The following is a 23,773-nucleotide window of genomic DNA, read 5'->3' as shown; positions in this document are numbered from 1 at the left end:
TCAACCTGCGACGGTTGGGCACTGGTTTGGCCGCGTGCTTTGAGCAATAAAGTCCGGATATAACCGGACACCAAAGCTGTGGTCTTCCTTAAACCTCTGAGTAATTGGCATCACAAAAGGTTCATGATTCTCGCCCGAGGGGGTGCAGGTCTGCTTAGGCTTCGCGTCATGGCAGATGGTTCCGATACGACGCTGACGGCCGAGCAGACCGCCGGCGAGCAGGCGCCCCACGGCCTGGTCGCGGGCCTCCAGGCGTTCGCCGCCGGGCACGGCGGCGCGAAGGCGGTCATCGAGTACGTCGGCAAGCGTGGCGCCCGAATCGTCCTCGTGGGTTCCGACGGTGAGTGGGGCGACCAGTTCGCCGACGACACCGTCACCGCACGGGAGGCGTGCGCCAAGGCGGGAGTCACCGTCGAGAACGCCTGGGAGCGTGAACTGATGGACCAGATGCGCCCGAGCAACGACCTCTGGCGGTCGATGGCCCGGCGCACGATGGCCCGCTGAATAGACAGCTGAATTGACCACCCATCACACGTCGACCCGGGGGGAACCCCGGGTCGCTCTCGTGACCTGTGCCGACCTGGTCGACCTCGACCCGGACGACCGGCTCGTTCTCGCCCCGCTCACCGCCCGCGGCATCACGGTCGAGACCCCGGTCTGGGACGACCCCGACGTCGACTGGTCCTCCTACGACCTGGTCGTGCTCCGCTCACCATGGGACTACGCGCTGCGCCGCGACGAGTTCGTCGCCTGGGCGGCATCCGTCCCGGCGCTGGTCAACCCGGCCGACGTGGTTCGCTGGAACACCGACAAGCGCTACCTCGCCGAGCTGAGCGCCGCCGGGGTGCCGACCGTCCCGACCTCGTGGGTCGAGCCGGGGGAGAGTTGGCAGCCACCCGCCGAAACCGGCGAGTACGTGCTCAAGCCCGCCGTGAGCGCCGGCAGTCAGGACACCGGCCGCTACGACCTGGCCGACCCGGAGCACCGCGACCTGGCCGTGGCACACGTCCGCCGGCTCTCCGACGCCGGCCGGGTGACCATGGTCCAGCCGTACCTGCGCGCCGTCGACACCGAGGGCGAGACGGCACTGCTCTTCCTGGCCGGCCCGGACGGGCTCACCTTCAGCCACGCGATCCGCAAGGGCCCGATGCTGACCGGGCCGGACCTCGGCCCGGACGGGCTCTACAAGGCCGAAGAGATCACTACCCGCACCGCCCGACCCGAACAGCTGGCGGTGGCCGAAAAGACCCTCGCCGCGATTCCTGGCGGCACACGGCAGCTGCTCTACGCCCGGGTCGACCTGATCCCCGGTCCGGACGGCGAGCCGGTCCTGGTCGAGCTGGAGCTGACCGAGCCGTCGCTCTTCATCGGGTACGCCGACGGAGCCCCCGACCGTCTCGCTGCCGCGATCACCACCCAACTGGCCCGCCGCACCTGACCCGCGTCAGGCGGGGCGCGGGGCTCCGCGGGACGTCAGGCGGTGACCGGGACTGGTGCGGCGTCGTCGGCGGGGGTGGTCTCGGGTGCCGGGGCGACCGGGTGGCGCTCGCGGGTCGACCATTGCACCGACAGGGCGGCCAGCAGTACCAGGCAGGAGCCGAGCATGTGTGCGCCGACCAGGAGCGCCGGCACATGGGTGAAGTACTGCACGAAGCCGATCAGGCCCTGACCCAGCTCCACGGCGATCAGCACGATCGCGGCCCGGGTGGCCCGCCGCGCACCGACGGCGCGGAACGCGAAGATCAGCGCTACCGAGAGGCCGATCAGCAGGAAGACAGCGTCCGCGTGCACCTGCGAGATCGACTCCGGGTCCAGGCCGTTGCGGGCCGCGCCGTGGTCGCCGGCGTGCGGGCCGCTGCCGGTGACCCAGGTGCCGATGACCAGTACGGCGACGGTGACGCCGGTGGTGACCCGGGCCAGCGCGCGCAGTGGTGCGGGCACCACGGCCACGGCTGGGCCGTCGGGGTCGCCGATGCGCCGCCAGAGGGCGTACGCGGCGGCGATCACCGCCATCGAGGCGAGGAAGTGCAGCCCGACCACCCACGGGTTGAGGTCGGTCAGCACGGTGATGCCACCGATCACCGCCTGGGCGGGGATGCCCAGGAAGACCACCACGGCCAGTGCGAGGAGCCCGGGTCGGCGGGGCCGGTGCAGCAGTACGGCCAGCACGGTGGCCAGCGCGATCAGACCCACGGCGAAGCCCAGCATCCGGTTGCCGAATTCGATCACTCCGTGCACGCCCAACTCGGACGAGGTGACGTACGAATCGTCGGTGCACCGGGGCCAGGTGGGGCAACCGAGGCCCGAGGCGGTCAGGCGGACGGCCCCGCCGGTGACGACGACGCCCACGTTCGCGATGATCGAGGTGAGCGCGAGGCGGCGCAGCAGGGTGCCGGAGACCGGACGCGTGATTCGGTTCACGGCGCAAATCCTACGCACTGTAGTGATCGAGGTTTGTCCGACTCGGTCGCGCGGTGGTTCGGATCACCGGGGCCCGGGTTTGCGACCCTCCAGGTAATTACGTAACGTTGGCGTTGTGAAAAACGCGGCGGCGCTCTCCGGGCACCAGTCGACGGCCGGTCCGGCCGTCGGCGCGTCCGTGTCTGCGCCTGTCGTGGCCACGGCGGCCGAGATCTCCACCCGCGACCGGGTCACCCAACTGCTGCTGGAGCGGGGGGCCACCACCGCCGCTCAGCTCGGTGTGGCCCTCGGGCTCAGCCCGGCGGCGATCCGCCGGCACCTGGACGCGATGCTCGCCGAGGGTGACGTCTACGCCCGCGAGCAGACCGTGCAGGGCAGCCGCGGTCGGGGGCGCCCGGCCAAGGTGTTCATGCTGACCGAGGCCGCTCGGGTCCGCTGTGGCACCCATCACTACGACAACATGGCCACCGCCGCGCTGCGCTGGATCGCCCGCAGTGGCGGTTCGGACGCGGTCGAGGCGTTCGCCACGGAGCAGGTGTCCGCCCTGGAGTCGCGCTGTCGGGCGGCCATGGAGGACGCCGGCGACGACCCCCTTGCGCGAGCCGAGGCACTCGCCGCGGCGCTCACCGCCGAGGGTTACGCTGCCAACGCGACCACGATCGCCTCCGGCGGTCAGCTCTGCCAGCATCACTGCCCGGTGGCGCACGTGGCCGCCGAGTTTCCTCAGCTGTGCGAGGCCGAGACCGCGGTCATTTCCCGTCTGGTCGGCACCCACGTGCAGCGCCTGGCCACCATCGCGCACGGCGACGGGGTGTGCACCACGCACATTCCGACCCAGCCGGGGCGCGCTCAATCCGGTAATCCCGTCACCACTGTGAGGACAGATAGATGACCGAGCAGATCGTCCAGCCCCTGACCCAGGAAGAGCAGCTTGCCGCCCTGGGCCGGTACGAGTACGGCTGGTCCGACCCGGACGCCGCCGGGGCGGTTGCCCAGCGCGGCATCAACGAGGCGGTGGTGCGGGACATCTCGGCCAAGAAGAACGAGCCGGCGTGGATGCTCGACCTGCGGCTGAAGGGTCTGCGGCTGTTCGGCCGTAAGCCGATGCCGGCCTGGGGCGCGGACCTCACCGGGATCGACTTCGACAACATCAAGTACTTCGTGCGGTCGACCGAGAAGCAGGCCACCAGTTGGGAGGACCTGCCCGAGGACATCAAGAACACCTACGACCGGCTGGGCATCCCGGAGGCGGAGAAGCAGCGACTGGTCGCCGGTGTCGCGGCGCAGTACGAGTCCGAGGTCGTCTACCACAAGATCCGCGAGGACCTTGAGGAGCAGGGTGTCCTCTTCCTGGACACCGACACGGCGCTGCGCGAGCACGAGGACGTCTTCAAGGAGTACTTCGGCACGGTGATCCCGGTGGGCGACAACAAGTTCGCCGCCCTGAACACCTCCGTGTGGTCCGGTGGCTCGTTCATCTACGTGCCGAAGGGTGTGCACGTGGAGATCCCGCTGCAGGCCTACTTCCGGATCAACACGGAGAACATGGGCCAGTTCGAGCGGACACTGATCATCGTCGACGAGGGTGCGTACGTGCACTACGTCGAGGGCTGCACCGCGCCGCTCTACTCCTCCGACTCGCTGCACAGCGCGGTCGTGGAGATCATCGTCAAGAAGAACGCGCGCTGCCGCTACACGACCATCCAGAACTGGTCGAACAACGTCTACAACCTGGTCACCAAGCGCGCCGTCTGCCACGAGGGCGCGACCATGGAGTGGGTCGACGGCAACATCGGCTCCAAGGTGACCATGAAGTACCCGGCGGTCTTCATGGTCGGTGAGCACGCCAAGGGCGAGGTGCTCTCGGTGGCGATGGCTGGCGAGGGCCAGCACCAGGACGCCGGCGCCAAGATGGTGCACGCCGCGCCGCACACCTCCTCGACCATCGTGTCGAAGTCGATCGCCCGGGGCGGCGGCCGCACCTCGTACCGGGGTCTGGTGCAGGTGCTGGAGGGTTCGCACCACAGCCGCAGCACGGTCAAGTGCGACGCGCTGCTGGTCGACACCATCTCCCGCTCGGACACCTACCCGTACGTCGACATCCGCGAGGACGACGTGTCGATGGGGCACGAGGCGACCGTCTCCAAGATCAGTGACGACCAGCTCTTCTACCTGATGAGCCGGGGCCTGAGCGAGGACGAGGCGATGGCCATGATCGTGCGCGGCTTCATCGAGCCGATCGCCAAGGAGCTCCCGATGGAGTACGCCCTGGAGCTCAACCGCCTGATCGAGCTCCAGATGGAGGGCGCGGTCGGCTGACGCCGCCGCTCCCGCGTGGCGGGCCGGAACCTCGGCCCGCCCGCACCCTGCCCCAACCTCGTCGTCACGGAACAGACAGACCAAGGAAGAAATGACTACCCAGGCTTCCGCGCCGCCCAGCACCAAGTCGCAGGCGCTGCGCTCGTACGACGTCGCTGACTTCCCGGCCCTCACCGGCCTGGAGGAGGAGTGGCGCTTCACCCCGCTCAAGCGCCTGCGCGGCCTGGCCACGGCGGACAAATCGGCCGCCACCGGCCGGGGCGTCACCGTCGAGCACCCGGATCTCCCGGCCGGGGTGTCGGTGCGGCTCGTCGACCCGACCGACGCCGGTGTCGCGCCCGCTCCGCTGCCGACCGACCGGATCAGCGCGTTGGCCCACGGCGGGGCGGCGCGGGTCGCGCTGGTCGAGGTGGCCGCCGACGCGGTGGTCTCGGAGCCGGTCGTCGTCCGGCTGCTGGGCGCGTACCCCGAGGAACTGGCCTTCGCCCGGACCCAGGTCCAGGTGGGTCGGTTCGCGGAGGCCACGGTCGTCTTCTCCCAGGAGGGCTCGGCCACGCTCGCCGACAACGTCGAGGTGACGGTCGCCGACGGCGCGAAGCTGACCCTGGTCACCGTGGCGGACTGGGCCGAGGACGCGGTGCAGGCGCAGCACATCAACATCAAGCTGGGTCGCGACGCCCGGGTGGTGCACGTCCAGGTCACCCTCGGTGGCGACCTGGTCCGGCAGTTCACCAGCGTGGACTACACCGGCCGGGGTGGCGAGGCCGAGCTGTACGGCGTCTACTTCGCCGACTCCGGTCAGCACCTGGAGCACCGGCAACTCGTCGACCACACCGTGCCGGACTGCCGCAGCTACGTCGGCTACCGGGGCGCGCTGCAGGGCGAGGACGCGCACACCGTCTGGATCGGTGACGTGCTGATCCGGGCCGAGGCGACCGGCACCGACACGTACGAGATCAACCGGAACCTGCTCCTCACCGACGGCGCGCGGGCGGACTCCGTACCCAATCTGGAGATCGAGACCGGCGAGATCGCCGGCGCCGGTCACGCCAGCGCGACCGGCCGCTTCGACGACGAGCAGCTGTTCTACCTGATGGCGCGCGGTATCCCGGAGAGCGAAGCCCGCCGCCTGGTGGTCCGCGGCTTCTTCGCCGAGCTGATCAACAAGATCCCGGTGGAGTCGCTGCGCGAGCGCCTCGGCGACGCGATCGAAGCCCGGCTCGCCAAGGCCGGCGCCTGATGATCCGCATCTGCTCCACCGAGGACGTGCCGAAGGGCACCGCGATCAGCGCGGATGTCGACGGCACCCCGATCGCCCTGGTGCACGGCGAGGACGGCAACTTCTACGCCGCCTACGACGAGTGCTCGCACGCCTCGGTCGCCCTCTCCGAGGGCGAGGTCGACGGGTGCACGTTGGAGTGCTGGCTGCACGGCTCGCGCTTCGACCTGCGCACCGGCGAACCGAGCGGCCTGCCCGCCACCGAACCCGTACCCGTCTACCCCGTCGAAGTCCGCGACGGCGACATCTACCTCAGCCTGACGCCGAGTAATGGAGTGACCCGATAATGAGCACCCTGGAGATCCGCGACCTGAAGGTGTCGGTCAAGCTGCCCGAGGGTGAGCTCAAGCCGATCCTGGCCGGCGTCGACCTGACCGTGAAGTCGGGCGAAACCCACGCCATCATGGGCCCGAACGGCTCCGGCAAGTCGACCCTGGCGTACTCGATCGCCGGCCACCCCAAGTACGAGATCACCGGCGGTACGGTGACGCTCGACGGCGAGGACGTGCTGGCCATGACGGTCGACGAGCGCGCCCGCGCCGGCCTCTTCCTGGCCATGCAGTACCCGGTCGAGGTGCCCGGCGTCTCGGTGGCGAACTTCCTGCGTACCGCGAAGACCGCCATCGACGGCGAAGCGCCGAAGCTGCGCACCTGGGGCGGCGAGCTGCGCGGTGCCATGGAGCGACTCCAGATGGACCCGGCGTTCGCCCAGCGCAACGTCAACGAGGGCTTCTCCGGCGGTGAGAAGAAGCGGCACGAGATCGTCCAACTGGAGCTGCTCAAGCCGAAGATCGCGATCCTCGACGAGACCGACTCCGGCCTCGACGTGGACGCGCTGCGCGTGGTCAGCGAGGGCGTCAACCGCGTCCGTGACACCGGTGACACCGGCGTGCTGCTGATCACCCACTACACCCGGATCCTGCGCTACATCAAGCCGGACTTCGTGCACGTCTTCGTGGCCGGCCGGATCGTCGAGCAGGGCGGCCCGGAGCTGGCCGACAAGCTTGAGGCCGAGGGCTACGAGCGGTACGCCGCCGGGGCCGGCACGGCCCAGGCCTGAGCGAGAGAGGCGCTGCCGAGATGACCAGCATCGCGATCCCACCCGGCATGCCACAGTACGACGACGTGCCGCGTTTCGACGTCGCCCAGGTGCGCGCCGACTTCCCGATCCTGTCCCGGGAGATCAACGGGCACCCGCTGGTCTACCTCGACAGCGCCAACACCTCGCACAAGCCCCGGCAGGTGCTCGACGTGCTCGGCGAGCACTACGCGCGGCACAACGGCAACGTGTCGCGTTCCGTGCACACCCTCGGCACCGAGGCCACCGAGGCGTACGAGGGGGCGCGGGCCAAGGTCGCCGCGTTCATCAACGCGCCGAGCCCGGACGAGGTGGTGTTCACGAAGAACTCCACCGAGGCGATCAACATCGTGGCGTACGCGTTCTCCAACGCCTCGCTGCGCCCGGACGGTGACCCCCGGTTCCGGTTGGGCCCCGGCGACGAGGTGGTGATCTCCGAGATGGAGCACCACTCCAACATCGTCCCGTGGCAGCTGCTCTGCGAGCGGACCGGCGCGACCCTGCGCTGGTTCCCCGTCACCGATCAGGGCCGGCTGGACGAGTCGGGCCTGGACGACCTGGTCACCGAACGAACGAAGATCGTCTCGCTGGTGCACGTGTCGAACATCCTCGGCACGGTGAACGCCACCTCCCGCATCACCGAGCGGGTCCGCGAGGTGGGGGCCCTGCTGCTGCTGGACTGCTCGCAGTCGGTGCCGCACCTGCCGATGGACGTGGTCGACCTGGACGCCGACTACATCGTCTTCACCGGTCACAAGATGCTCGCCCCGACCGGTATCGGTGTGCTCTGGGGCCGGGCCGAGCTGCTGGCGGCCATGCCTCCGGTCTTCGGCGGCGGCTCGATGATCGAGACGGTCACCATGGGCCGCTCCACGTTCGCCGCGCCACCGGCCCGATTCGAGGCTGGCACCCCTCCGATCGCCGAGGCGGTCGCGCTCGGCGCGGCGGTCGACTACCTGAACGGCGTCGGGATGCGGGCCATCCAGTGGCACGAGAAGGAGCTGACGGCGTACGCGCTGGACGCCCTCGGGACGGTGCCGGACCTGCGGATCTTCGGCCCGACCGTGCCGGTCGGCCGGGGCGGCACCATCTCGTTCGCGCTCGGTGACGTACACCCGCACGACGTGGGTCAGGTGCTCGACTCGCTCGGGGTGCAGGTGCGGGTGGGCCACCACTGTGCCAAGCCGGTGTGCAACCGGTTCGGCGTGCCGGCGATGACCCGGGCCTCGTTCTACCTCTACACCACCACGGAGGAGATCGACGCTCTGGTGGCCGGTCTGGAGCAGGTGAAGAAGGTGTTCGACTGATGCAGCTCGACCAGCTCTACCAGGAGATCATCCTGGACCACTACAAGCGCCCACACGGGCGTGGCCTGCGTGACGCCGACGACTCGGGTGACCAGGTCGCGGAGGCGCACCACGTCAACCCGACCTGCGGTGACGAGGTCACCGTCCGGGTGGCCACCGACGGCACGGTGCTGCACGACATCTCGTACGACGGGATGGGCTGCTCGATCAGCCAGGCCTCGGCGAGCGTGCTGCACGAGCTGCTGCGCGGTCGGAACGCCGGGGAAGCTTTCCAGGTGCACGAGGCGTTCGTGGAGTTGATGTCCGGACGTGGCCAGGTCACGCCGGACGAGGACGTGCTCGGTGACGGGGTGGCTTTCGCGGGTGTGGCCCGTTACCCCGCCCGGGTCAAGTGCGCGCTGCTGCCGTGGATGGCGTTCAAGGACGCCGCGGCACGCGCCGGTGTGGGCGTGAGCCCGGAGGTAAAGGCATGACCGAGCGTCAGCGAGCGAATCATTGTTGCAGCCCGATGGTGCCTCGTGGCGTCATGAAGCGAAGCGGAGGAACGTCATGAGCAGCGAGAACACGGCTACCGCAGCAACGCCGGAGGCCGGTGACGCCGTCGTGGCGCAGGCCGACGCCGCGGCGCAGACCGACACCGTGACGCCCGACGGCGTGACGCCTGATGGTGTGACGCCCGAGGCCGCCACCCCGACGGGCGGCGTCAGCAAGGCCATGATCGCCGACATCGAGGAGGCGATGAAGGACGTCGTCGACCCCGAGCTCGGCATCAACGTGGTCGACCTCGGCCTGGTGTACGGCGTGCACGTCGACGACGAGAACGTCGCCACCCTGGACATGACGCTCACCTCGGCGGCCTGTCCGTTGACCGACGTCATCGAGGACCAGACCCGGCAGGCGCTCACCACCGGTCCCGGCGGCGGCCTGGTCAACGACATCCGAATCAACTGGGTGTGGCTCCCGCCATGGGGCCCGGACAAGATCACTGACGAGGGTCGGGACCAGCTCCGTTCCCTCGGTTTCAACGTCTGAGTCGACCTGGTCGGCTCTACCCGTCGAGCGCGACGCCCCCAACCGGGGCGTCGCGCTCGATGCTTTTCGCGCGTCGACCGTTCGCCGTGCGGCCCGCAACCGGGAGGCGGCCCTGCGGCCCTGCGCCGTCCCAAGATCGAGCACGATCTTGGCGTGGGGCGTGGGCGTGGGGCGCGAGGCGCGTGGGGCGAGGCGCGGGAAATCTGGTGGCGAGGGTGAGGCTTCGGCGACCAGGATGACGGGGTGATTGAGGCGTACCCGAAGCAGGTTCCTGTCCGTGCGGCCACCGCCGTGCGTCGACAGCGCGCCGTGCCCGGGGTCGCTCCGATCCGCCACCCGTCGTCGTGAGCGACGCGTTCCTCGCCGGTCTCGTCGCCGGTTACGGCGTCGCCATCCCGGTCGGCGCGATCGCAGTGCTCATCCTGGGGCTCAGTGCCCGTACCTCGTTCCGGGTCGGTGCGGCCGCGGCGCTCGCGGTGGCGACGGCCGATGGGCTCTACGCGGCGGTCGCCGCGCTCGGTGGCGCTGGCCTGGCCGGGGTCGTCGCGCCGGTCGCCGGGCCACTGCGGGTGGTTGCCGCCGTGGTCCTGTCGGGTCTCGCCGCGCACGGCCTGTGGCGGACCTGGTGCGTCCACCGTTCGCGGCAGACGTCGACGACAACTGGCGGTCGGGGTCTGAGCACTCCCGGGCGGGCCTACGCGGCGGTGCTCGGGTTGACCCTGTTGAACCCGACGACGGTGCTGTACTTCGCCGCGCTGGTGCTCGGCCGTCGGGACACCGCCGACGAGGGCTCCGCGGCGCTCTTCGTGGCGGGTGTGTTCCTGGCGTCGGCGAGTTGGCAGTTGCTCATCGCCGGTGGCGGCACCGTCGTCGGTCGGGCGCTGACCGGGCGGCGCGGCCGGCTGGTCACGGGCCTCGTCTCCAGCGCTCTGATCGCCGCGCTGGCGGTGGCCGCGCTGCTGCGGCCCTGAGCGGTCGCCCGTGGACCCGGTCGGGTCCGCCGTGCCGTACGGTCGGGCGGTGACCAGTCGACCCGCAGCAGGGGGCGGCCGGTGGGTCGAGGTCGACCCGGCCCGCGTCGGCCGGTGGGTCGAGGGCTTCGCCGACCGGCACGGCCCGCCCACCACCACCCCCCAGGAGTACGGGCTGCTGCTCGCCGCCCCCGACGGGTCCACCGCGGAGCTGCACGACCCACCGGGCGCGCCGGCCGCCGCCGACGTGGCCGGGTTCGTGGACGCCGCCGTCGCGCCCCGCCGGATCGGTCTGCTGCTGGCCCGCAAGGGCGCGGTGGCCGTCGGCGTGGCCGAGGGCGGCGACCTCGTCGTGTCCAAGGTGGACCGCCAGTACGTGCAGGGGCGCACCGCCGCAGGGGGGTGGTCGCAGCAGCGGTTCGCCCGTCGGCGCGACAACCAGGCCAAGGCGGCGTTGGGTGACGCGGCGGAGCTGGCCGTACGGCTGCTGTTGCCGGAGGCTGCGGCGTTGGCGGCGGTGGTCTGCGGCGGTGACCGGCGGGCGGTGGACACGGTGCTGGCCGACCGGCGGTTGGCTCCGCTCGTGCCGCTACGTGCCGAACGGTTGCTCGACGTGCCGGAGCCTCGGCACGCGGTGCTGGTCGGCGCGGTGGCTGCGGCCCGGGCGATCTGGATCCGGCTGCGTGATCCGGCCCCCGGGCAGGCCGACTGACCTCGGGCGCGGTGGGCGGGCGGCCGTGCGCAATAGCGGATTCCTGAGGTGTGGCCGCGCTGGCGGCCGGAGTATGGGCACGTGGAGTTTCTGGTGGACATGGTGACGACGGTGCCGGAGGGCACGTCGGAGGACGGGGTCGCCGACATGCGCAGGCGTGAGGCAGCGCGCTCGGCCGAGTTGGCGGCGCAGGGCAGCCTCCTGCGCCTGTGGCGGCCGCCGCTGGCACCGGGGGAGTGGCGCACCTGGGGGCTGTTTCGCGCCGACGACGCGGACGAGCTGGAGGCGGTCCTCGCGTCGATGCCGCTGCGCGCCTGGCGGCGCGAGACCGTCACTCCGCTGACACCGCACCCGAACGATCCGGGTCAGCCGTCACGGTAACCGGTGTCTGTCCGTCCCTCCACTCGCCCGACCGCCCGACCAGGGAGATCATCATGTCCAGTGCCGAGGCTCAGATCCTGCGTACCGTCCTCGACCGGTGGCGGTCCGCAGTCGACGCCCACGAGCCGGACCGCGTCGCGTCCTACTTCACCGACGATGCGATCTTCCAGGGTCTGCACCCGTACACCGTCGGCCGTGACGGTGTCGCCGCGTACTACGCCGCACAGCCGGTCGGTCTGAGCGCCGCGTACCACATCCGGGAGACCCGGCGACTTGCCGACGACCTGGTCCTCGGCTATCTGGAGGTCGGCTTCGGCTTCACCGACCGGCCGACTCTGACGGTCAACCTCGGCGTGATCGTGCGCCAGATCGAAAGCACCTGGTACATCAGTCACTACCAGGTCTCACGCCTCGACTGATCCGTCCGCCCCGCCCGGCCCCCGCCCCCGACCCGCGTCGATCATGAAGTTGTGGCGGTGGGCGAGGGCGCTCACCACCACAACCCATGATCGACGAGGCCGACGGGTGAGGGTCAGAGCTGGTCGGTGCCGAAGGTGTCGCAGGTCTTCGGGTCGCCACGGTCGTAGCCCTGCTGGAACCAGCGCTGCCGCTGCGCGGAGGTGCCGTGGGTGAACTGGTCGGGGTTGACCTGCCCACCGGAGCGTTCCTGGATGCTGTCGTCACCGATCGCCTCGGCCGCCTGCACCGCCTCGCTGATGTCGCTCGCGGTGATCGACTTGAACAGCGGCTCCTGGCCGGTCTTGTCCTTGCTCTCGGTGGCGTTCTTCGCCCAGGCGCCGGCATAGCAGTCGGCCTGCAACTCCAGCCGTACGGAGGCGGAGCGGGGACCACTCTGGTCGCCCTGGCCGGCCTTCTCGTTGGTGCCGAGCAGGTTCTGGATGTGGTGACCGTACTCGTGGGCGAGCACGTAGGGCTGGGCGAACTCGCCCTTGGCGCCGAACCGGGACGCCAGCTCGTCGTAGAAGCTCAGATCGATGTACACCTTCCGGTCGGCCGGGCAGTAGAACGGGCCGACACCCGAGTCGGCCTGGCCGCAACCGGTGTTCACCGCGGCCTGGAAGAAGTTGGTGACGGTCGGCTCGTACTTGGCGTTGCCCAGCTCCGGGTACGCCTTCTGCCAGTAGCCCTGGATGCTGTTGACGTAGAGCGCGTTGCGGCAGCGCAGGTCCTCGAGGTGCTGGGGGTTGCTGGTCGCGCACACCTCCTCCAGGTCGGTGCCGCCGGCCTGCCCACCCTCGTCGCCGTTGGTCATGGCGTTCAGGCCGAACCCACCGCCGAGCAGCGCGACCAGCACGGCCACCACGATGCCGATGATGCCGCCTCGACCACCGCCGCCCGGAATGGGGATGCCGAGGCCGCCGCCGGATCCACCACCTCGGCCCACGTCGTTGACCTGTGAGGTGTCGATTTCGGCCCGCTCGTTGAGTTCCATGGGTGGCCCCGATCGCCGTATGCCGATAAATGTCGTCTATGCGTCGTTTCGTCGCGTTAGTGCCGGACGGGGTCCGGACAGCGGTTCCGGTACCCGATGATCTTGATTGGTAATCCGGGCGGGCCGCTCAGCGGCGCCCGGTACACTTGTCGGGTGCTGCGCTGCGAAGGCTGAACCGCCCCGCGCCGTCGGGCCCCTTGGGCCCGCCGGTCGTTTCGCGTGCCCCGAGTCAGCCTTCCAGACCCCGAGAGCGAGCCCGAAATCATGATCACTGCCACCGGCCTGGAACTGCGTGCCGGTTCCCGGATCCTGCTGTCCGACACCACCCTGCGCGTGCAGCCCGGTGACCGGATCGGCCTGGTCGGTCGCAACGGCGCCGGCAAGACCACCACGCTGAAGGTGCTCGCCGGTGAGGGACAGCCATACTCCGGCCAGATCGACCAGCGCAGCGCCATCGGCTACCTCCCGCAGGACCCGCGCACCGGCGACCTCGAGGTGACCGGCCGCGACCGGGTCCTCTCGGCGCGCGGCCTGGACGTGCTGATGTCCCAGATGCAGGAGATCGAGGCCCAACTCGCCGAGGACGCCAGCGAGAAGCTGGTTCGTCGGTACGGCGCGCTGGAGGACCAGTTCGCCGCCCTGGGCGGGTACGCCGCCGAGGCTGAAGCCGCGCGGATCTGCGCCAACCTCGGCCTACCGGACCGGGCGCTCGCGCAGACGATCGGCACCCTCTCCGGTGGTCAGCGTCGGCGCATCGAGCTGGCCCGGATCCTGTTCCGCGACGCGGGCGAGAACGGCGGCGGCATCCTGCTGCTCGACGAGCCGACCAACCACCTCGACGCCGACTCGATCACCTGGTTGCGCGGCTTCCTCGCCAACCACAAGGGCGGCCTGATCGTGATCTCCCACGACGGCGCACTGCTGGAGTCGGTGGTCAACAAGGTCTGGTTCCTCGACGCCACCCGGTCCGTGGTCGACGTGTACAACCTGGGCTGGAAGGCATACCTGGAGGCACGCGAGACCGACGAGCGGCGCCGCCGCCGGGAGCGGGCCAACGCGGAGAAGAAGGCCGGCGCGTTGATGGCGCAGGCCGACAAGATGCGGGCCAAGGCGACCAAGACCGTGGCCGCGCAGAACATGGCCCGCCGCGCCGAGAAGCTGATTTCCGGGCTGGAGGACGTCCGGGTCGCCGACCGGGTGGCCAAGGTGCGGTTCCCCAACCCCGCGCCGTGTGGCAAGACGCCGCTGACCGCGACCGGCCTGTCCAAGTCGTACGGCTCGCTGGAGATCTTCACCGACGTCAACGTCGCGGTGGACCGGGGCTCCCGGGTGGCCATCCTCGGGCTCAACGGCGCCGGCAAGACGACCCTGCTGCGGATGCTCGGCGGGTTGCTCACGCCGGACACCGGCGAGGTGCACGCGGGTCACGGCCTGCGGCTGGGCTACTACGCCCAGGAACACGAGACGCTGGACGTGGAGCGGACCGTGCTGGAGAACATGCGCGCCGCAGCCGTCGAGCAGTCCGACACCGACCTGCGCAAGATTCTCGGCGCGTTCCTCTTCTCCGGTGACGACGTGAACAAGCCGGCGGGCGTGCTCTCCGGTGGCGAGAAGACCCGGCTGGCACTGTCCACCCTGGTCTGCTCCGGAGCGAACGTGCTGCTGCTCGACGAGCCGACGAACAACCTCGACCCGGTCAGCCGCGAGCAGGTCCTCGACGCCATCGCCAACTACCCGGGCGCGATCGTCCTGGTCACCCACGACCCGGGCGCGGTGCTGGCGCTCAAGCCGGACCGCGCCATCCTGTTGCCCGACGGCGACGAGGACGCCTGGAGCGACGACCTGCTCGAGCTGGTCGAGCTGGCCTGATCACTTCCGGACGGCTGCTCGGCCGATTCTCAGCCGAGCAGGTCGACCAGCCGGCCGAGCACGCCGGAGCTCACCAGGATCACCATTCCGATGGCGATGAAGATCATCGGCACCAGCCAGTGGCCGGCACGCTCGACCAACCGGACCACCCTCCGGTGCCCGCCCAGCCAGGCCGCGGCGGCGCACCACAACGCGATGAGCAGCACGAAGGCCAGGAGGAACGCCGCGCTCTCGGCGACGCCGAGGGCTCGGAAGACGGGGACGTAGACGGCCACGTTGTCGGCGCCGTTCGCGATCGTCACCCCGGCGACCCCGAGCATGCCGGTGACGACCGTGGGGGAGTCCTCGTCGTCGGAACGCCGTAGCGCGCGTACGCCCAGTGCGATCGGCAGCAGGCCGAGCAGCCCCGTCCACGGGTCCGGCACCACCAGCAGCCCGGCCGCGACCACCGCGCTGGCCAGCGCGAGCGCGCCGATGCCGAGATATTGGCCGGCGACGATCTGCCAGGGGCGGGGTCGGCCGGTGGTGCGGGCCGCGACGAAGAACAGCGTCAGGATGACGATGTCGTCGATGTCGGTGGCGGCGAAGACCACGGCCGCTGCGGCCGCGGTGCCGAACAGGTCGATCACGATCGAAGGCTACGGGTCGTCGGCAGCCGCCAGCGCGCGGCCGTGGTACGCCTGGACGCAGCGCCGGGGCCGATCGCCAGGATCACTCTATCGGGAAGCTGACATTGCATAGCGTGTCGGTTGGCGAAGAGTTGATATCTGGCGCATGATCGTTCGAGGCGGTCTAATAGGTGGGACCGTATCCGAACCGCACAGTCTGGGACGTGAGGACACAGCATGGCAGCCACTGGCACAGCCACCAGCACTGAGAAGGGTCGCCGGATCGTCGGAGCCGAGCGTCAGACGCTCGCCAAGGACCTGGTAAAGCGGTACACCTCGGGGGAGAGCATCCGGGCGTTGGCGGCCTCGACCGGCCGTTCCTACGGGTTCATCCACCGAGTGCTCACCGAGTCAGGGGTGCAGCTGCGTCAGCGCGGCGGTGCCCGGCGCCGCAAGAAGGCGTGACCCGCCCCCCAGCGTCGTCCACCAGCGTCACACCCCGGGTCGCCCGGTGACCGCCGAGGCGACCGGGGTTCGGCTGAGCTGCGACGGGCCGGTTGCCACGGTGACGTTGTGCCGGCCCGACGTGCTCAATGCTCAGACGCCCGCGATGTGGCGGGCGATGAGCGATTTCTCCCGCGATCTGCCGGGTGACGTGCGGGTGGTGGTGGTCCGGGGTGAGGGGCGTGCGTTCTCCGCCGGCCTCGACCTCGCGGTGGCCGGCGCTTCCGGCCCCGGCTCCTTCGCGGAGCTGGCCACCCTGCCCGAGCAGGAGTGCGCCGAGCGCATCGCGGAGTTCCAGGCTGGCTTCACCTGGCTGCACCGACCGGACGTCATCTCCGTCGCGGCCGTGCAGGGTTATGCGATCGGCGCTGGCTTCCAGCTCGCGCTCGCCTGTGACCTGCGCGTGCTCTCCGCGGACGCGAAGCTGTCGATGGCTGAGGTGGCCCTCGGCCTGGTGCCCGATCTGGCCGGCACGAAGCGCCTCGTCGAGTTGGTCGGCTATGCGCGGGCATTGGAGATCTGCGCGACCGGCCGCCGGTTGGACGCCGCCGAGGCGGACCGGATCGGGCTGGCGACCCTGGTCGTGCCACCACCCGAGCTGGACGGCGCGGTCCAGGACCTGACCGCTGGCCTGCTCTCGGGGGCCCGCGACGCCGTGGTGGAGATCAAGGCGTTGCTCGCCGGCGCCGCGGGGCGGTCGCACGCCGATCAGCAGCGCGCCGAGCGGGAGGCGCAGACCCGCCGCCTGCGCGACCTGGCTGGCCAGGGAGAATAGGTAAGGACCGTACGGGAAGATCCGGGTTACGACCGAGGTTGTCACAGTCGTCGGGAGAATTGACCTGACGGTGCAGTCTGCCCGACGACCCGGAGGTGAACGGTGTCCAACCCGATGTCCGGCGGAGGCATGGCCGGGTGGAGCATGCTCCGGTCGATGCGCAACCGCGACGAGGTCTCCGGCCACCGGCTCAAGCGCGGCACCGCCAAGCGGATCATCGCCTTCGCCGAACCGTACCGTCGCGACATTGTGATCTTCCTGGTCACCGTGGTGATTGCCGCGGTGATCGGCGTGGCGACTCCGCTGCTGGCGGGTGAGGTCATCGACGCCATCGCCGATCGGGGGCCGCAAGCCGGCTCCATCGTGGTCAAGCTCGCCCTCGTGATCGCCGGGCTGGCCGTCGCCGACGCCCTCTTCTCCCTCGCCCAGCGCTGGTACTCCGCGCGCATCGGCGAGGGCATCATCCTCAACCTGCGCACCCGGGTCTACGACCACGTGCAGCGGATGCCGTTGCAGTTCTTCACCCGCACCCAGACCGGCGCCCTGGTCAGCAGGCTCAACAACGATGTGCTCGGCGCCCAGCGGGCGTTCACCTCCACCTTGTCCGGTGTGGTCAGCAACGTCATTCAACTGGCGCTCACCGCCGGTGCGATGATGATCCTGTCCTGGCAGATCACGGTGCTGTCGCTGATCCTGCTGCCGGTGTTCATCATCCCGGCTCGCCGGGTCGGCAAGCGACTGGCCGAGATCACCCGAGAGTCGTACAACCTCGACGCCAAGATGAACGCGACCATGACCGAACGGTTCGGGGTGGCCGGTGCGCTGCTGGTGAAGCTCTTCGGCCAGCCCGAGATCGAGGCCCGCCGGTTCGCCGACCGGGCCGAGCGGGTCCGCGACATCGGCATCCAGTCAGCTATGTATTCCCGCACCTTCTTCGTGGCGATGTTGCTGGTCGCCTCCCTGGCACAGGCGCTCACCTACGGCCTCGGTGGCTGGCTGGCGGTCGCCGGCGCGGTCAGTGCGGGCACCGTCGTGAAGCTCGCGCTGCTGCTCACCCGCCTCTACGGTCCGCTCACCGCGCTCTCCAACGTCCGAGTCGACGTGATGAGCGCGCTGGTCTCCTTCGACCGGGTCTTCGAGGTGCTCGACCTCAAGCCGGGCATCGTGGAGAAGCCCGACGCGGTGCCGGTGCCCCGAGGCGCTGGCCGGGTCGACTTCCGGGACGTGCGATTCCGCTACCCGAGCGCCGCGGAGATCTCCCTCGCCTCCCTGGAGGAGGTCGCCACACTCGACCGGACGGTCAACGAGCCGGTGCTCAAGGGGGTCTCGTTCAGCGTGGAGCCCGGGCAGATGGTCGCGCTGGTCGGTCCGTCCGGTGCCGGCAAGTCGACGCTGTCGATGCTCATCTCCCGGATCTACGACGTCACCGAAGGGCAGGTGCTCGTCGGTGGCGTGGACGTACGCGACGCCACGCTCGCCTCCCTGCGCGACGAGATCGGTGTGGTGACCCAGGATTCGCACCTGTTCCACGAGACGATCGCCGAGAACCTGCGGTACGCCAAGTCCGACGCCACCGACGACGAGATCTGGGCCGCACTGGCCGGCGCACAGGTGGCCGACCTGGTCCGGTCGCTGCCCGACGGGCTGGACACCACCGTCGGGGAGCGCGGCTACCGGTTCTCCGGTGGCGAGAAACAGCGCATCGCGATTGCCCGGCTGCTGCTCAAGGCACCGTCGATCGTGATCCTCGACGAGGCGACCGCACATCTGGATTCGGAGAGCGAGGCGGCGGTGCAACGGGCGCTGTCGGTGGCGCTGGCCGGGCGTACCGCCCTGGTGATCGCACACCGGCTCTCCACCGTGCGCGACGCCGACCAGATCCTGGTCCTGGACGGCGGACGGATCGTCGAGCGGGGGCGGCACGACGAGCTGGTGGCCATCGGTGGGCTCTACGCCGAGCTGTACCGCACCCAGTTCGCGGTCGCCGACTCGCCCACCCCGTTCGTCGACGCGACCGGCCCCGAGCCGGTGGTCATGCCGCTGGGCACCTACCGCGCCGACGAGGTGCTGCCGCCGGCCGCCGCCAACTGACTCCTCGACACGGGCTGCCTCGGATCAGTCGGCCACGAAGGCGGCGATCGTGCCGGCCAACGGCGTGCAGGCGAACAATCCGTACGCGGCGGCGAGGACAGTGGTGGCGACGCACCACCGGTACATCCCCGTCGGGGAGCTGCGACGTGCCGACACCAGCACACCGACCCCGATGACCGCGAGCAGGATGCCGGGCACCGGCCCGAGCAGGGTGAGGAAGAAACCGGGGACGCCGAGCAGCCAGCCCGGCACGATCCACGTCCAGGTCGGCGGGTATGGCCGGGGAGCCCACAGGTAGGGGATGACCGCTGCGGCGAGGTAGGCCGCCACGACGTACAACTGGACGGCGACGAGCGAACGGATCGGCCCGGTGGACGGCTGGGCGCGGCGGGTCTCGTAGGCCCGATCCTGGGCGGTGCCTGCGGGCGCATCCGTCATGGTCACTCCAGTGCCGGGGCCGGGTCGCGGATCAGCGTAGGTGCACCGGTGCCGCGCGACAAGCCTGTCGCCGGCCGCCGGTCAGATCGCCACCGCCCGTAACTCGGCGAAGGCGAGGCCCAGGGTGAGCGGGGTGAAGTGCGCGTTCAGTCCGCTCGGGTTGGGCAGCACCCACAGCCGGGCGTCGCCCAGCGCCTCCGGTTGCGGCCCGAAGGTGGCCTTCGGCCGGCGAAAACCGATCCGGTACGCGGTCACCCCCACCACTGCCACCCAGCGCGGCCGGTACCGGGCCACCTTGTCGGTCAGGATCGCGGCACCATCGAGTAGTTCCTCAGTGCTCAGCTCGTCCGCGCGGGCGCTCGCCCGGGCGACCATGTTGGTGATGCCGAGCCCGAGGGCGGGCAGCTCGTCCTGTTCACTGGGGTGCAGCAGGCGGGGAGTGAACCCAGCCCCGTGCAGCGCGGGCCAGAACCGGTTGCCGGGCCGTGCGAAGTGCCACCCCGTCGCGGCCGACCAGAGGCCGGGGTTGATGCCCACGAAGAGCACGGCCAACCCCGGTGCGAGGACGTCGGGAATGGTGCGGTCCGTGGCCGCTGCCAACTCCGCGGGGGTCGGCCGCGGAAACCCGCCGGCAGCACGGGCAGGCCGGACCGGGTCGGGCGTCACCGCCCGGGTGCGTCGCGCCGGGCCGGGCGTCGTCATACGGGCGTCTTCGGCCGGGTCGGGCGTCGTCACACGGGCGTCTTCGGCCGGGTCGGGCGTCGTCACACGGGCGTCTTCGGCCGGGTCGGGCGTCACAGTCCGCGCAGCGCGCCGCCGTCGACCGGCAGGGTGAGACCGGTCAGGTAGCTCGCGGCGGGGGAGAGCACGAATGCGGCCACCCGGCCGAACTCGGCCGGGTCGCCGATGCGGCGCAGCGGAATGCCGGCCTCCGCTTCGGTGCGGGCGCGTTCCGGGTCGCCGGTCGCGGCGAAGAGCTCCCGGTTGCGGTCGGTCAGGATCCGGCCGGGCAGCAGGCCGACCACCCGCACGCCGCGTGGCCCGTAGTCGTCGGCGATGTCCTTGGCGGCTCCGACCAGGCCGGGTCGCAGACCGTTGGAGATGCCGAGGCCGGGCACCGGGCCTCTGGCCGAGGTGGAGAGCACCAGCCCGATCGCACCGCCCTCGGGCAGCGCGCCGGCGATCGTGCGGACCGCGCGGATCGTGCCCAGGAAGACGGTCTCGAAGGAGAGCCGCCACTGCTCGTCGGTGATCGCCGCGGCGTTGCCCGGTGGTGGCCCGCCGACCGAGATCAATGCACCGTCGAGCCGGCCGAAGTGGTCCCGGGCGGCGGCGACGAGCTGCCCCGGGGTCTCCGGGTCGGCCAGGTCGGCGGTCAGCCCGACGGCGTGCTCCGGGCCGCCCAGCCGTTCCGCGGCGGCGGCCACAGCGTCCGGGTCCCGGGCCGAGAGCACCACCCGCGCCCCGTCGGCGACCAGGCACTGCGCGGTCGCGTAGCCCAGGCCTCGGGAGGCGCCGGTGAGGACGTACACGCGGTCGGTCAGTCCGAGATCCATAACGCCGATCCTGCCGTATCCGGTACGCCGTCGCCACCAACGGTGGGCGCCGTCGATGGACGCGGGGCGGGGCGCAGCAGGCGTACCCGGCCGGCGATCTGCACCGCGACGGCGCCGCCGGCGCGACCCACCGCCGGCAATCGGCGCGGACACGGCGCCGAAAGCCCGTCGTAGCGCAGGCGCGCCTCGCGGACGGCCAGCTCCTCGGCGGCCGCCGGGGGCAGCGCGTGCTGGTTGTGCAGCGCGCGGGCCAGGTCCCAACCGTCGCGTAGCGACCCGACGGTAGGTCGTCGGGCCGCCCAGCCGGCGAAGGTCGTCGTCCACCTGGCGCCGAGTCCGGCGGCGAGCAGTGGCCAGTGCCGCGCCACTTCGCCGGCACGCTTGCGCAGCAGGGCCGCCCGGGTTGCGGCCAACTGGGCCGGTGCGAACCCCGGCGGTGGCGGCCCGCCGGCGACCAGCGTCGCGACCAGCTCCGCCTGCCGCTCGGCGAGCCCGGCGAGGTCGCCGGGTGGCCGCGTGCCGTCGTGCGCGTCGGTCATGTCACGACCGGGAAGCCCGAGGCCGCAGCCAGGGCATCCAGTTCGGCGCGCAGCTCGACGGCCGGTGGGTAGTGGCCGTCGCGTTCCAGCAGCAGCGCCGGTGGTCGCTGCCGGGCGCAGAGCGCACCGACCAGCTCCAGCACCGCCGCCGGAACCGGGTCGGTGTGTGTGTCGTGGTAGAAGCCGCCGTGCTCAGCCCCGCCGGCCACGTGGGCGTACGCGACCCGTTCCAGCGGCAGACGGTCCAGCAACGCGAGCGGGTCGGCGCCCCGGTTGCGGGCGTTGGCGTGCACGTTGGCGACGTCCAGCAGCAGTAGTGCGCCGGTCCGGTCGAGAATCTCGGTCAGGAAGTCCGCCTCGTCGAGCTCGTCGTCGGGCCAGTCGACCAACGCGGCGATCGGTTCCAGCGCAAGCGGCACCGGCAGCTCGGCCTGTGCCCGCGCCACGTTGGCGCAGACCGCGTCGACCGCCTCCCGGCTGCGGGGCAGCGGCAGCAGGTGCCCGGCCTCCAGGCCGCCGGCTCGGACGAACGCGATGTGCTCGCTGACCAGCGGGGCGTCGACCTGCTGCGCCACCGCGGCCAGGTGGGCGACCCGCGCCGGGTCGACCGGCTCGGCGCCGCCGAGGGAGAGCCGCACCCCATGCGGTACGACAGTCACCGCGCGTTCGCGCAACTGCGCGAGGCCCGGTGGGAGTGGCCCGGACGCGGGCACCCCCTCGGCCACCACCTCGACGAAGCGCAGCCCGGGCAGGTCGGCTACGAAGCCGGCGATCTCCGGTCGCCAGCCGATCCCGATTCCGGATGGGTCGGTCATCCGCCGCACCCCCCGCCACCGCCGCAGCCGCCACCGCCACCGCCACCGCCGCAGGAGCTTCCGCCGTCTCCACCGGAGCTGTCGCCTCCGGACGACCCGTCGGAGCCGCCCGTCCAACCGCCGCTGCTGGAGATGGCTTGGCGCTGGATCTCGGCCTGGTCGGCGAAGCCAGGGTCGAGTGCCCAGAGCGAGGCGGTGCCGAACAGGGCCACACCCATCGCCGCGCCAGCCGCTCCGTAGGTGGCGTAGGCGGGCGCGGAGGCCGGGGCGAGGTGGGTGTGCTGGCGGCGGACGGCACGCAGCGCGGTGCGACCGGCCCGCGTGCGTACGGGTACCCGGCCCAGCAACAGCGTGGCGCCCAGCAGCGCGACAAAGGTGAGCAGTAGGTGGCCCACCGGGCGATCGTTGGAGAGGCCAGAGAACAGCCGGAGCCCGCCGAGGCCCAGCAGGGCCAGCATGATCTTGTGCCAGAAGCGGGCTCGCTCGCGCTGGGTGTCGTTCGTCAGCAAACCGCGCTGCTCCAGGCCGTTGCGAATCTGGTCGAGCGCGACGCGTACGCGGGAGTCCTGTGGCAGCTCCCGGACCCGAGCGTGCTGGTGGGCGGCCCAGTGGATGGCCTGGTCCAGTGGGGTGAGCCCGGTCGGCGGGGCACCGACGGTGGTCAACCGGTGGTCCGGGCGCACGGCGATCGCGCCGCTGCCGCGCAGCCCGCCGACTGCGGCGTGCACGGCGAGTTGGGGGCCACCGTTCAGATAGGCGATCTGCTGTGGCCCGAGCGGATCCAGTGTGGCGTGCCCCGAGGCGGCCAGCAGGCGGATCCGGTAGTACACCCCGATCGCCACCACCACGGCGGCCGCCACTATGTAGTACCGGAGGAAGGTCGGGCCGGAGATGCCCCAGGTGTCGCCGGACGCGGCGTTCACGATCATCGACTGCTCCTGTCGCCGGAGGGATCGGCGGCCCCATTGTGGAGCAGCCTCGCCACGGTCGGCGTACCGGTGCCCGCCCGGTCAGCGGCGGCGGACCGCCTCCTCGACCAGGTCGAGCACCGGGCCCAGGTCACCGGCCGGTCGGCCCATCGCCAGGTGCAGCACCAGGCCGTCGTAGGCCAGCTCCAGGAACTGGGCCAGCACGTCGATCGGTACGTCCTCGCGCAGCACCCCGGCGTCGCGTTGACGGGCCAACCGGTCGCGGGTCGCCTCGGCGATCGCGGCGGACCGTTCCGCCCAGCGTCGGGCGAACGCCGGGTCGGTGCGCAGGCGGCGGGAGACCTCCAGTTGGCTGCCCAGCCAGCCGGTGGTGTCCGGGGAGACGGCGCGGGCGAGCAGGTCGCGCATCACCTGCACCAGACCGTTGCGGGCCACCGTCTCGACCATCGCCGCGGCGTCGTCCTCGGCGACGGCGAGGAATAGCGAGTCCTTGTCGCGGAAGTGGTGGAAGATGGCGCCGCGGGACAGGCCGGTGGCCTCCTCGAGGCGGCGTACGGTCGCCCCCTCGTAGCCGAGCCGGGCGAAACACGCCCGCGCGGCGGCGAGGATCTCCTGCCGGCGCGCGTCGAGCTGGTCCTGGCTTACTCTGGGCACGCGTCGATCGTTGCAGGTCACCTCGGGTCACGCAAACCGTAC

Annotated in this window: 28 protein-coding genes; 18 read left to right on the top strand and 10 right to left on the bottom strand. The window is 71.1% G+C overall.

The window, feature by feature from the left end; genetic code table 11:
- Positions 1 to 168: 168 nt before the first annotated feature.
- Positions 169 to 504 carry a hypothetical protein gene (locus JOD64_RS04945; protein WP_110563941.1) on the top strand — a complete coding sequence of 112 codons (336 nt, stop codon included), beginning with the start codon at positions 169 to 171 and terminating at the stop codon, positions 502 to 504.
- Between the two features lie 13 nt (positions 505 to 517).
- Positions 518 to 1,438 (top strand): ATP-grasp domain-containing protein, encoded by a 921-nt coding sequence (locus tag JOD64_RS04940; RefSeq protein ID WP_204941111.1) that lies wholly within the window; start codon positions 518 to 520, stop codon positions 1,436 to 1,438.
- 35 nt (positions 1,439 to 1,473) lie between these two features.
- Here JOD64_RS04940 and JOD64_RS04935 read toward each other — a convergent pair whose 3' ends face one another.
- Positions 1,474 to 2,439, bottom strand: coding sequence for a COX15/CtaA family protein (locus JOD64_RS04935; protein WP_204941110.1), 966 nt, complete (start codon positions 2,437 to 2,439; stop codon positions 1,474 to 1,476).
- 97 nt (positions 2,440 to 2,536) lie between these two features.
- On the opposite strand from JOD64_RS04935, the gene JOD64_RS04930 reads away from it, so the two are divergent.
- From JOD64_RS04930 to JOD64_RS04875, 12 genes are all read left to right on the top strand, one after another.
- Positions 2,537 to 3,313, top strand: a complete 777-nt coding sequence (locus JOD64_RS04930) for a helix-turn-helix transcriptional regulator (RefSeq protein ID WP_204941109.1) — start codon at positions 2,537 to 2,539, stop codon at positions 3,311 to 3,313.
- A complete protein-coding gene (gene sufB, locus JOD64_RS04925) occupies positions 3,310 to 4,740 on the top strand; it encodes a Fe-S cluster assembly protein SufB (protein ID WP_184176841.1) in 1,431 nt (476 codons plus the stop codon). The genes JOD64_RS04930 and sufB overlap by 4 nt, the downstream gene beginning before the upstream one ends.
- A 91-nt stretch (positions 4,741 to 4,831) precedes the next feature.
- Positions 4,832 to 5,980 (top strand): Fe-S cluster assembly protein SufD, encoded by a 1,149-nt coding sequence (sufD, locus tag JOD64_RS04920; RefSeq protein WP_204941108.1) that lies wholly within the window; start codon positions 4,832 to 4,834, stop codon positions 5,978 to 5,980.
- Complete coding sequence (locus tag JOD64_RS04915) at positions 5,980 to 6,306, top strand: non-heme iron oxygenase ferredoxin subunit (RefSeq protein WP_110567872.1); 327 nt, start codon at positions 5,980 to 5,982, stop codon at positions 6,304 to 6,306. Before sufD ends, JOD64_RS04915 begins: the two co-directional genes overlap by 1 nt.
- On the top strand, positions 6,306 to 7,079 hold the full coding sequence (sufC, locus tag JOD64_RS04910; protein WP_184176835.1) for a Fe-S cluster assembly ATPase SufC: 774 nt from the start codon (positions 6,306 to 6,308) through the stop codon (positions 7,077 to 7,079). The genes JOD64_RS04915 and sufC overlap by 1 nt, the downstream gene beginning before the upstream one ends.
- A 20-nt stretch (positions 7,080 to 7,099) precedes the next feature.
- Positions 7,100 to 8,404 carry a cysteine desulfurase gene (locus JOD64_RS04905; protein WP_204941107.1) on the top strand — a complete coding sequence of 435 codons (1,305 nt, stop codon included), beginning with the start codon at positions 7,100 to 7,102 and terminating at the stop codon, positions 8,402 to 8,404.
- Positions 8,404 to 8,877, top strand: a complete 474-nt coding sequence (sufU, locus tag JOD64_RS04900) for a Fe-S cluster assembly sulfur transfer protein SufU (protein WP_204941106.1) — start codon at positions 8,404 to 8,406, stop codon at positions 8,875 to 8,877. The genes JOD64_RS04905 and sufU overlap by 1 nt, the downstream gene beginning before the upstream one ends.
- A gap of 76 nt (positions 8,878 to 8,953) precedes the next feature.
- Positions 8,954 to 9,436, top strand: coding sequence for a metal-sulfur cluster assembly factor (locus JOD64_RS04895; RefSeq protein ID WP_204941105.1), 483 nt, complete (start codon positions 8,954 to 8,956; stop codon positions 9,434 to 9,436).
- Between the two features lie 344 nt (positions 9,437 to 9,780).
- Positions 9,781 to 10,407, top strand: a complete 627-nt coding sequence (locus JOD64_RS04890) for a LysE family transporter (RefSeq protein WP_204941104.1) — start codon at positions 9,781 to 9,783, stop codon at positions 10,405 to 10,407.
- A 49-nt stretch (positions 10,408 to 10,456) separates the two neighbouring features.
- A complete protein-coding gene (locus tag JOD64_RS04885; RefSeq protein WP_204941103.1) occupies positions 10,457 to 11,119 on the top strand; it encodes an acVLRF1 family peptidyl-tRNA hydrolase in 663 nt (220 codons plus the stop codon).
- A gap of 81 nt (positions 11,120 to 11,200) precedes the next feature.
- The gene (locus JOD64_RS04880) at positions 11,201 to 11,500 is read left to right on the top strand and encodes a muconolactone Delta-isomerase family protein (RefSeq protein WP_204941102.1); all 300 of its coding nucleotides are present in this window, start codon (positions 11,201 to 11,203) and stop codon (positions 11,498 to 11,500) included.
- A gap of 53 nt (positions 11,501 to 11,553) precedes the next feature.
- On the top strand, positions 11,554 to 11,919 hold the full coding sequence (locus tag JOD64_RS04875) for a YybH family protein (RefSeq protein WP_239559413.1): 366 nt from the start codon (positions 11,554 to 11,556) through the stop codon (positions 11,917 to 11,919).
- Between the two features lie 113 nt (positions 11,920 to 12,032).
- Here the strand turns inward: JOD64_RS04875 and ypfJ are convergent, their stop codons facing one another.
- Positions 12,033 to 12,953, bottom strand: coding sequence for a KPN_02809 family neutral zinc metallopeptidase (gene ypfJ, locus JOD64_RS04870; protein ID WP_204941101.1), 921 nt, complete (start codon positions 12,951 to 12,953; stop codon positions 12,033 to 12,035).
- A gap of 264 nt (positions 12,954 to 13,217) precedes the next feature.
- On the opposite strand from ypfJ, the gene JOD64_RS04865 reads away from it, so the two are divergent.
- Positions 13,218 to 14,822 carry an ABC-F family ATP-binding cassette domain-containing protein gene (locus JOD64_RS04865; protein WP_204941100.1) on the top strand — a complete coding sequence of 535 codons (1,605 nt, stop codon included), beginning with the start codon at positions 13,218 to 13,220 and terminating at the stop codon, positions 14,820 to 14,822.
- 29 nt (positions 14,823 to 14,851) lie between these two features.
- On the opposite strand, the gene JOD64_RS04860 is transcribed toward JOD64_RS04865, so the two are convergent.
- Complete coding sequence (locus tag JOD64_RS04860) at positions 14,852 to 15,451, bottom strand: cadmium resistance transporter (protein WP_204941099.1); 600 nt, start codon at positions 15,449 to 15,451, stop codon at positions 14,852 to 14,854.
- A gap of 216 nt (positions 15,452 to 15,667) precedes the next feature.
- Between JOD64_RS04860 and JOD64_RS04855 the strand changes: the two genes are divergently transcribed.
- The 3 genes from JOD64_RS04855 (at position 15,668) to JOD64_RS04845 (ending at position 18,800) form a co-directional block, all read left to right on the top strand.
- A complete protein-coding gene (locus JOD64_RS04855) occupies positions 15,668 to 15,895 on the top strand; it encodes a helix-turn-helix domain-containing protein (RefSeq protein ID WP_007462679.1) in 228 nt (75 codons plus the stop codon).
- 46 nt (positions 15,896 to 15,941) lie between these two features.
- Positions 15,942 to 16,709 carry an enoyl-CoA hydratase/isomerase family protein gene (locus JOD64_RS04850; protein WP_204941098.1) on the top strand — a complete coding sequence of 256 codons (768 nt, stop codon included), beginning with the start codon at positions 15,942 to 15,944 and terminating at the stop codon, positions 16,707 to 16,709.
- A gap of 114 nt (positions 16,710 to 16,823) precedes the next feature.
- On the top strand, positions 16,824 to 18,800 hold the full coding sequence (locus tag JOD64_RS04845; protein WP_204945901.1) for an ABC transporter ATP-binding protein: 1,977 nt from the start codon (positions 16,824 to 16,826) through the stop codon (positions 18,798 to 18,800).
- 24 nt (positions 18,801 to 18,824) lie between these two features.
- Here JOD64_RS04845 and JOD64_RS04840 read toward each other — a convergent pair whose 3' ends face one another.
- The 7 genes from JOD64_RS04840 to JOD64_RS04810 all read right to left on the bottom strand — a co-directional run bounded on the left by JOD64_RS04840 (position 18,825) and on the right by JOD64_RS04810 (position 23,731).
- Entirely contained in the window at positions 18,825 to 19,238 is a 414-nt protein-coding gene (locus JOD64_RS04840) for a hypothetical protein (protein ID WP_204941097.1), read from the bottom strand.
- Between the two features lie 81 nt (positions 19,239 to 19,319).
- On the bottom strand, positions 19,320 to 19,940 hold the full coding sequence (gene mug / locus JOD64_RS04835; protein ID WP_239559993.1) for a G/U mismatch-specific DNA glycosylase: 621 nt from the start codon (positions 19,938 to 19,940) through the stop codon (positions 19,320 to 19,322).
- Positions 19,941 to 20,032: 92 nt separating this feature from the next.
- Complete coding sequence (locus JOD64_RS04830) at positions 20,033 to 20,794, bottom strand: SDR family oxidoreductase (RefSeq protein ID WP_204941096.1); 762 nt, start codon at positions 20,792 to 20,794, stop codon at positions 20,033 to 20,035.
- The gene (locus JOD64_RS04825) at positions 20,779 to 21,333 is read right to left on the bottom strand and encodes an SCO6045 C-terminal-like domain-containing protein (protein ID WP_239559412.1); all 555 of its coding nucleotides are present in this window, start codon (positions 21,331 to 21,333) and stop codon (positions 20,779 to 20,781) included. The genes JOD64_RS04830 and JOD64_RS04825 overlap by 16 nt, the downstream gene beginning before the upstream one ends.
- Positions 21,330 to 22,148 carry an MbnB/TglH/ChrH family RiPP precursor modification enzyme gene (locus JOD64_RS04820; RefSeq protein ID WP_204941095.1) on the bottom strand — a complete coding sequence of 273 codons (819 nt, stop codon included), beginning with the start codon at positions 22,146 to 22,148 and terminating at the stop codon, positions 21,330 to 21,332. Before JOD64_RS04820 ends, JOD64_RS04825 begins: the two co-directional genes overlap by 4 nt.
- Positions 22,145 to 23,077, bottom strand: coding sequence for a TIGR04222 domain-containing membrane protein (locus JOD64_RS04815; RefSeq protein WP_204941094.1), 933 nt, complete (start codon positions 23,075 to 23,077; stop codon positions 22,145 to 22,147). Before JOD64_RS04815 ends, JOD64_RS04820 begins: the two co-directional genes overlap by 4 nt.
- An 81-nt stretch (positions 23,078 to 23,158) precedes the next feature.
- A complete protein-coding gene (locus JOD64_RS04810) occupies positions 23,159 to 23,731 on the bottom strand; it encodes a TetR/AcrR family transcriptional regulator (RefSeq protein WP_184176807.1) in 573 nt (190 codons plus the stop codon).
- Positions 23,732 to 23,773 lie beyond the last annotated feature (42 nt).

It is taken from the genome of Micromonospora luteifusca, assembly GCF_016907275.1.
Classification (GTDB): Bacteria; Actinomycetota; Actinomycetes; order Mycobacteriales; family Micromonosporaceae; genus Micromonospora; species Micromonospora luteifusca.
The sequence above is the reverse complement of the archived record's forward strand: the minus strand, read 5'-3'. Positions and strand labels throughout refer to the sequence as shown.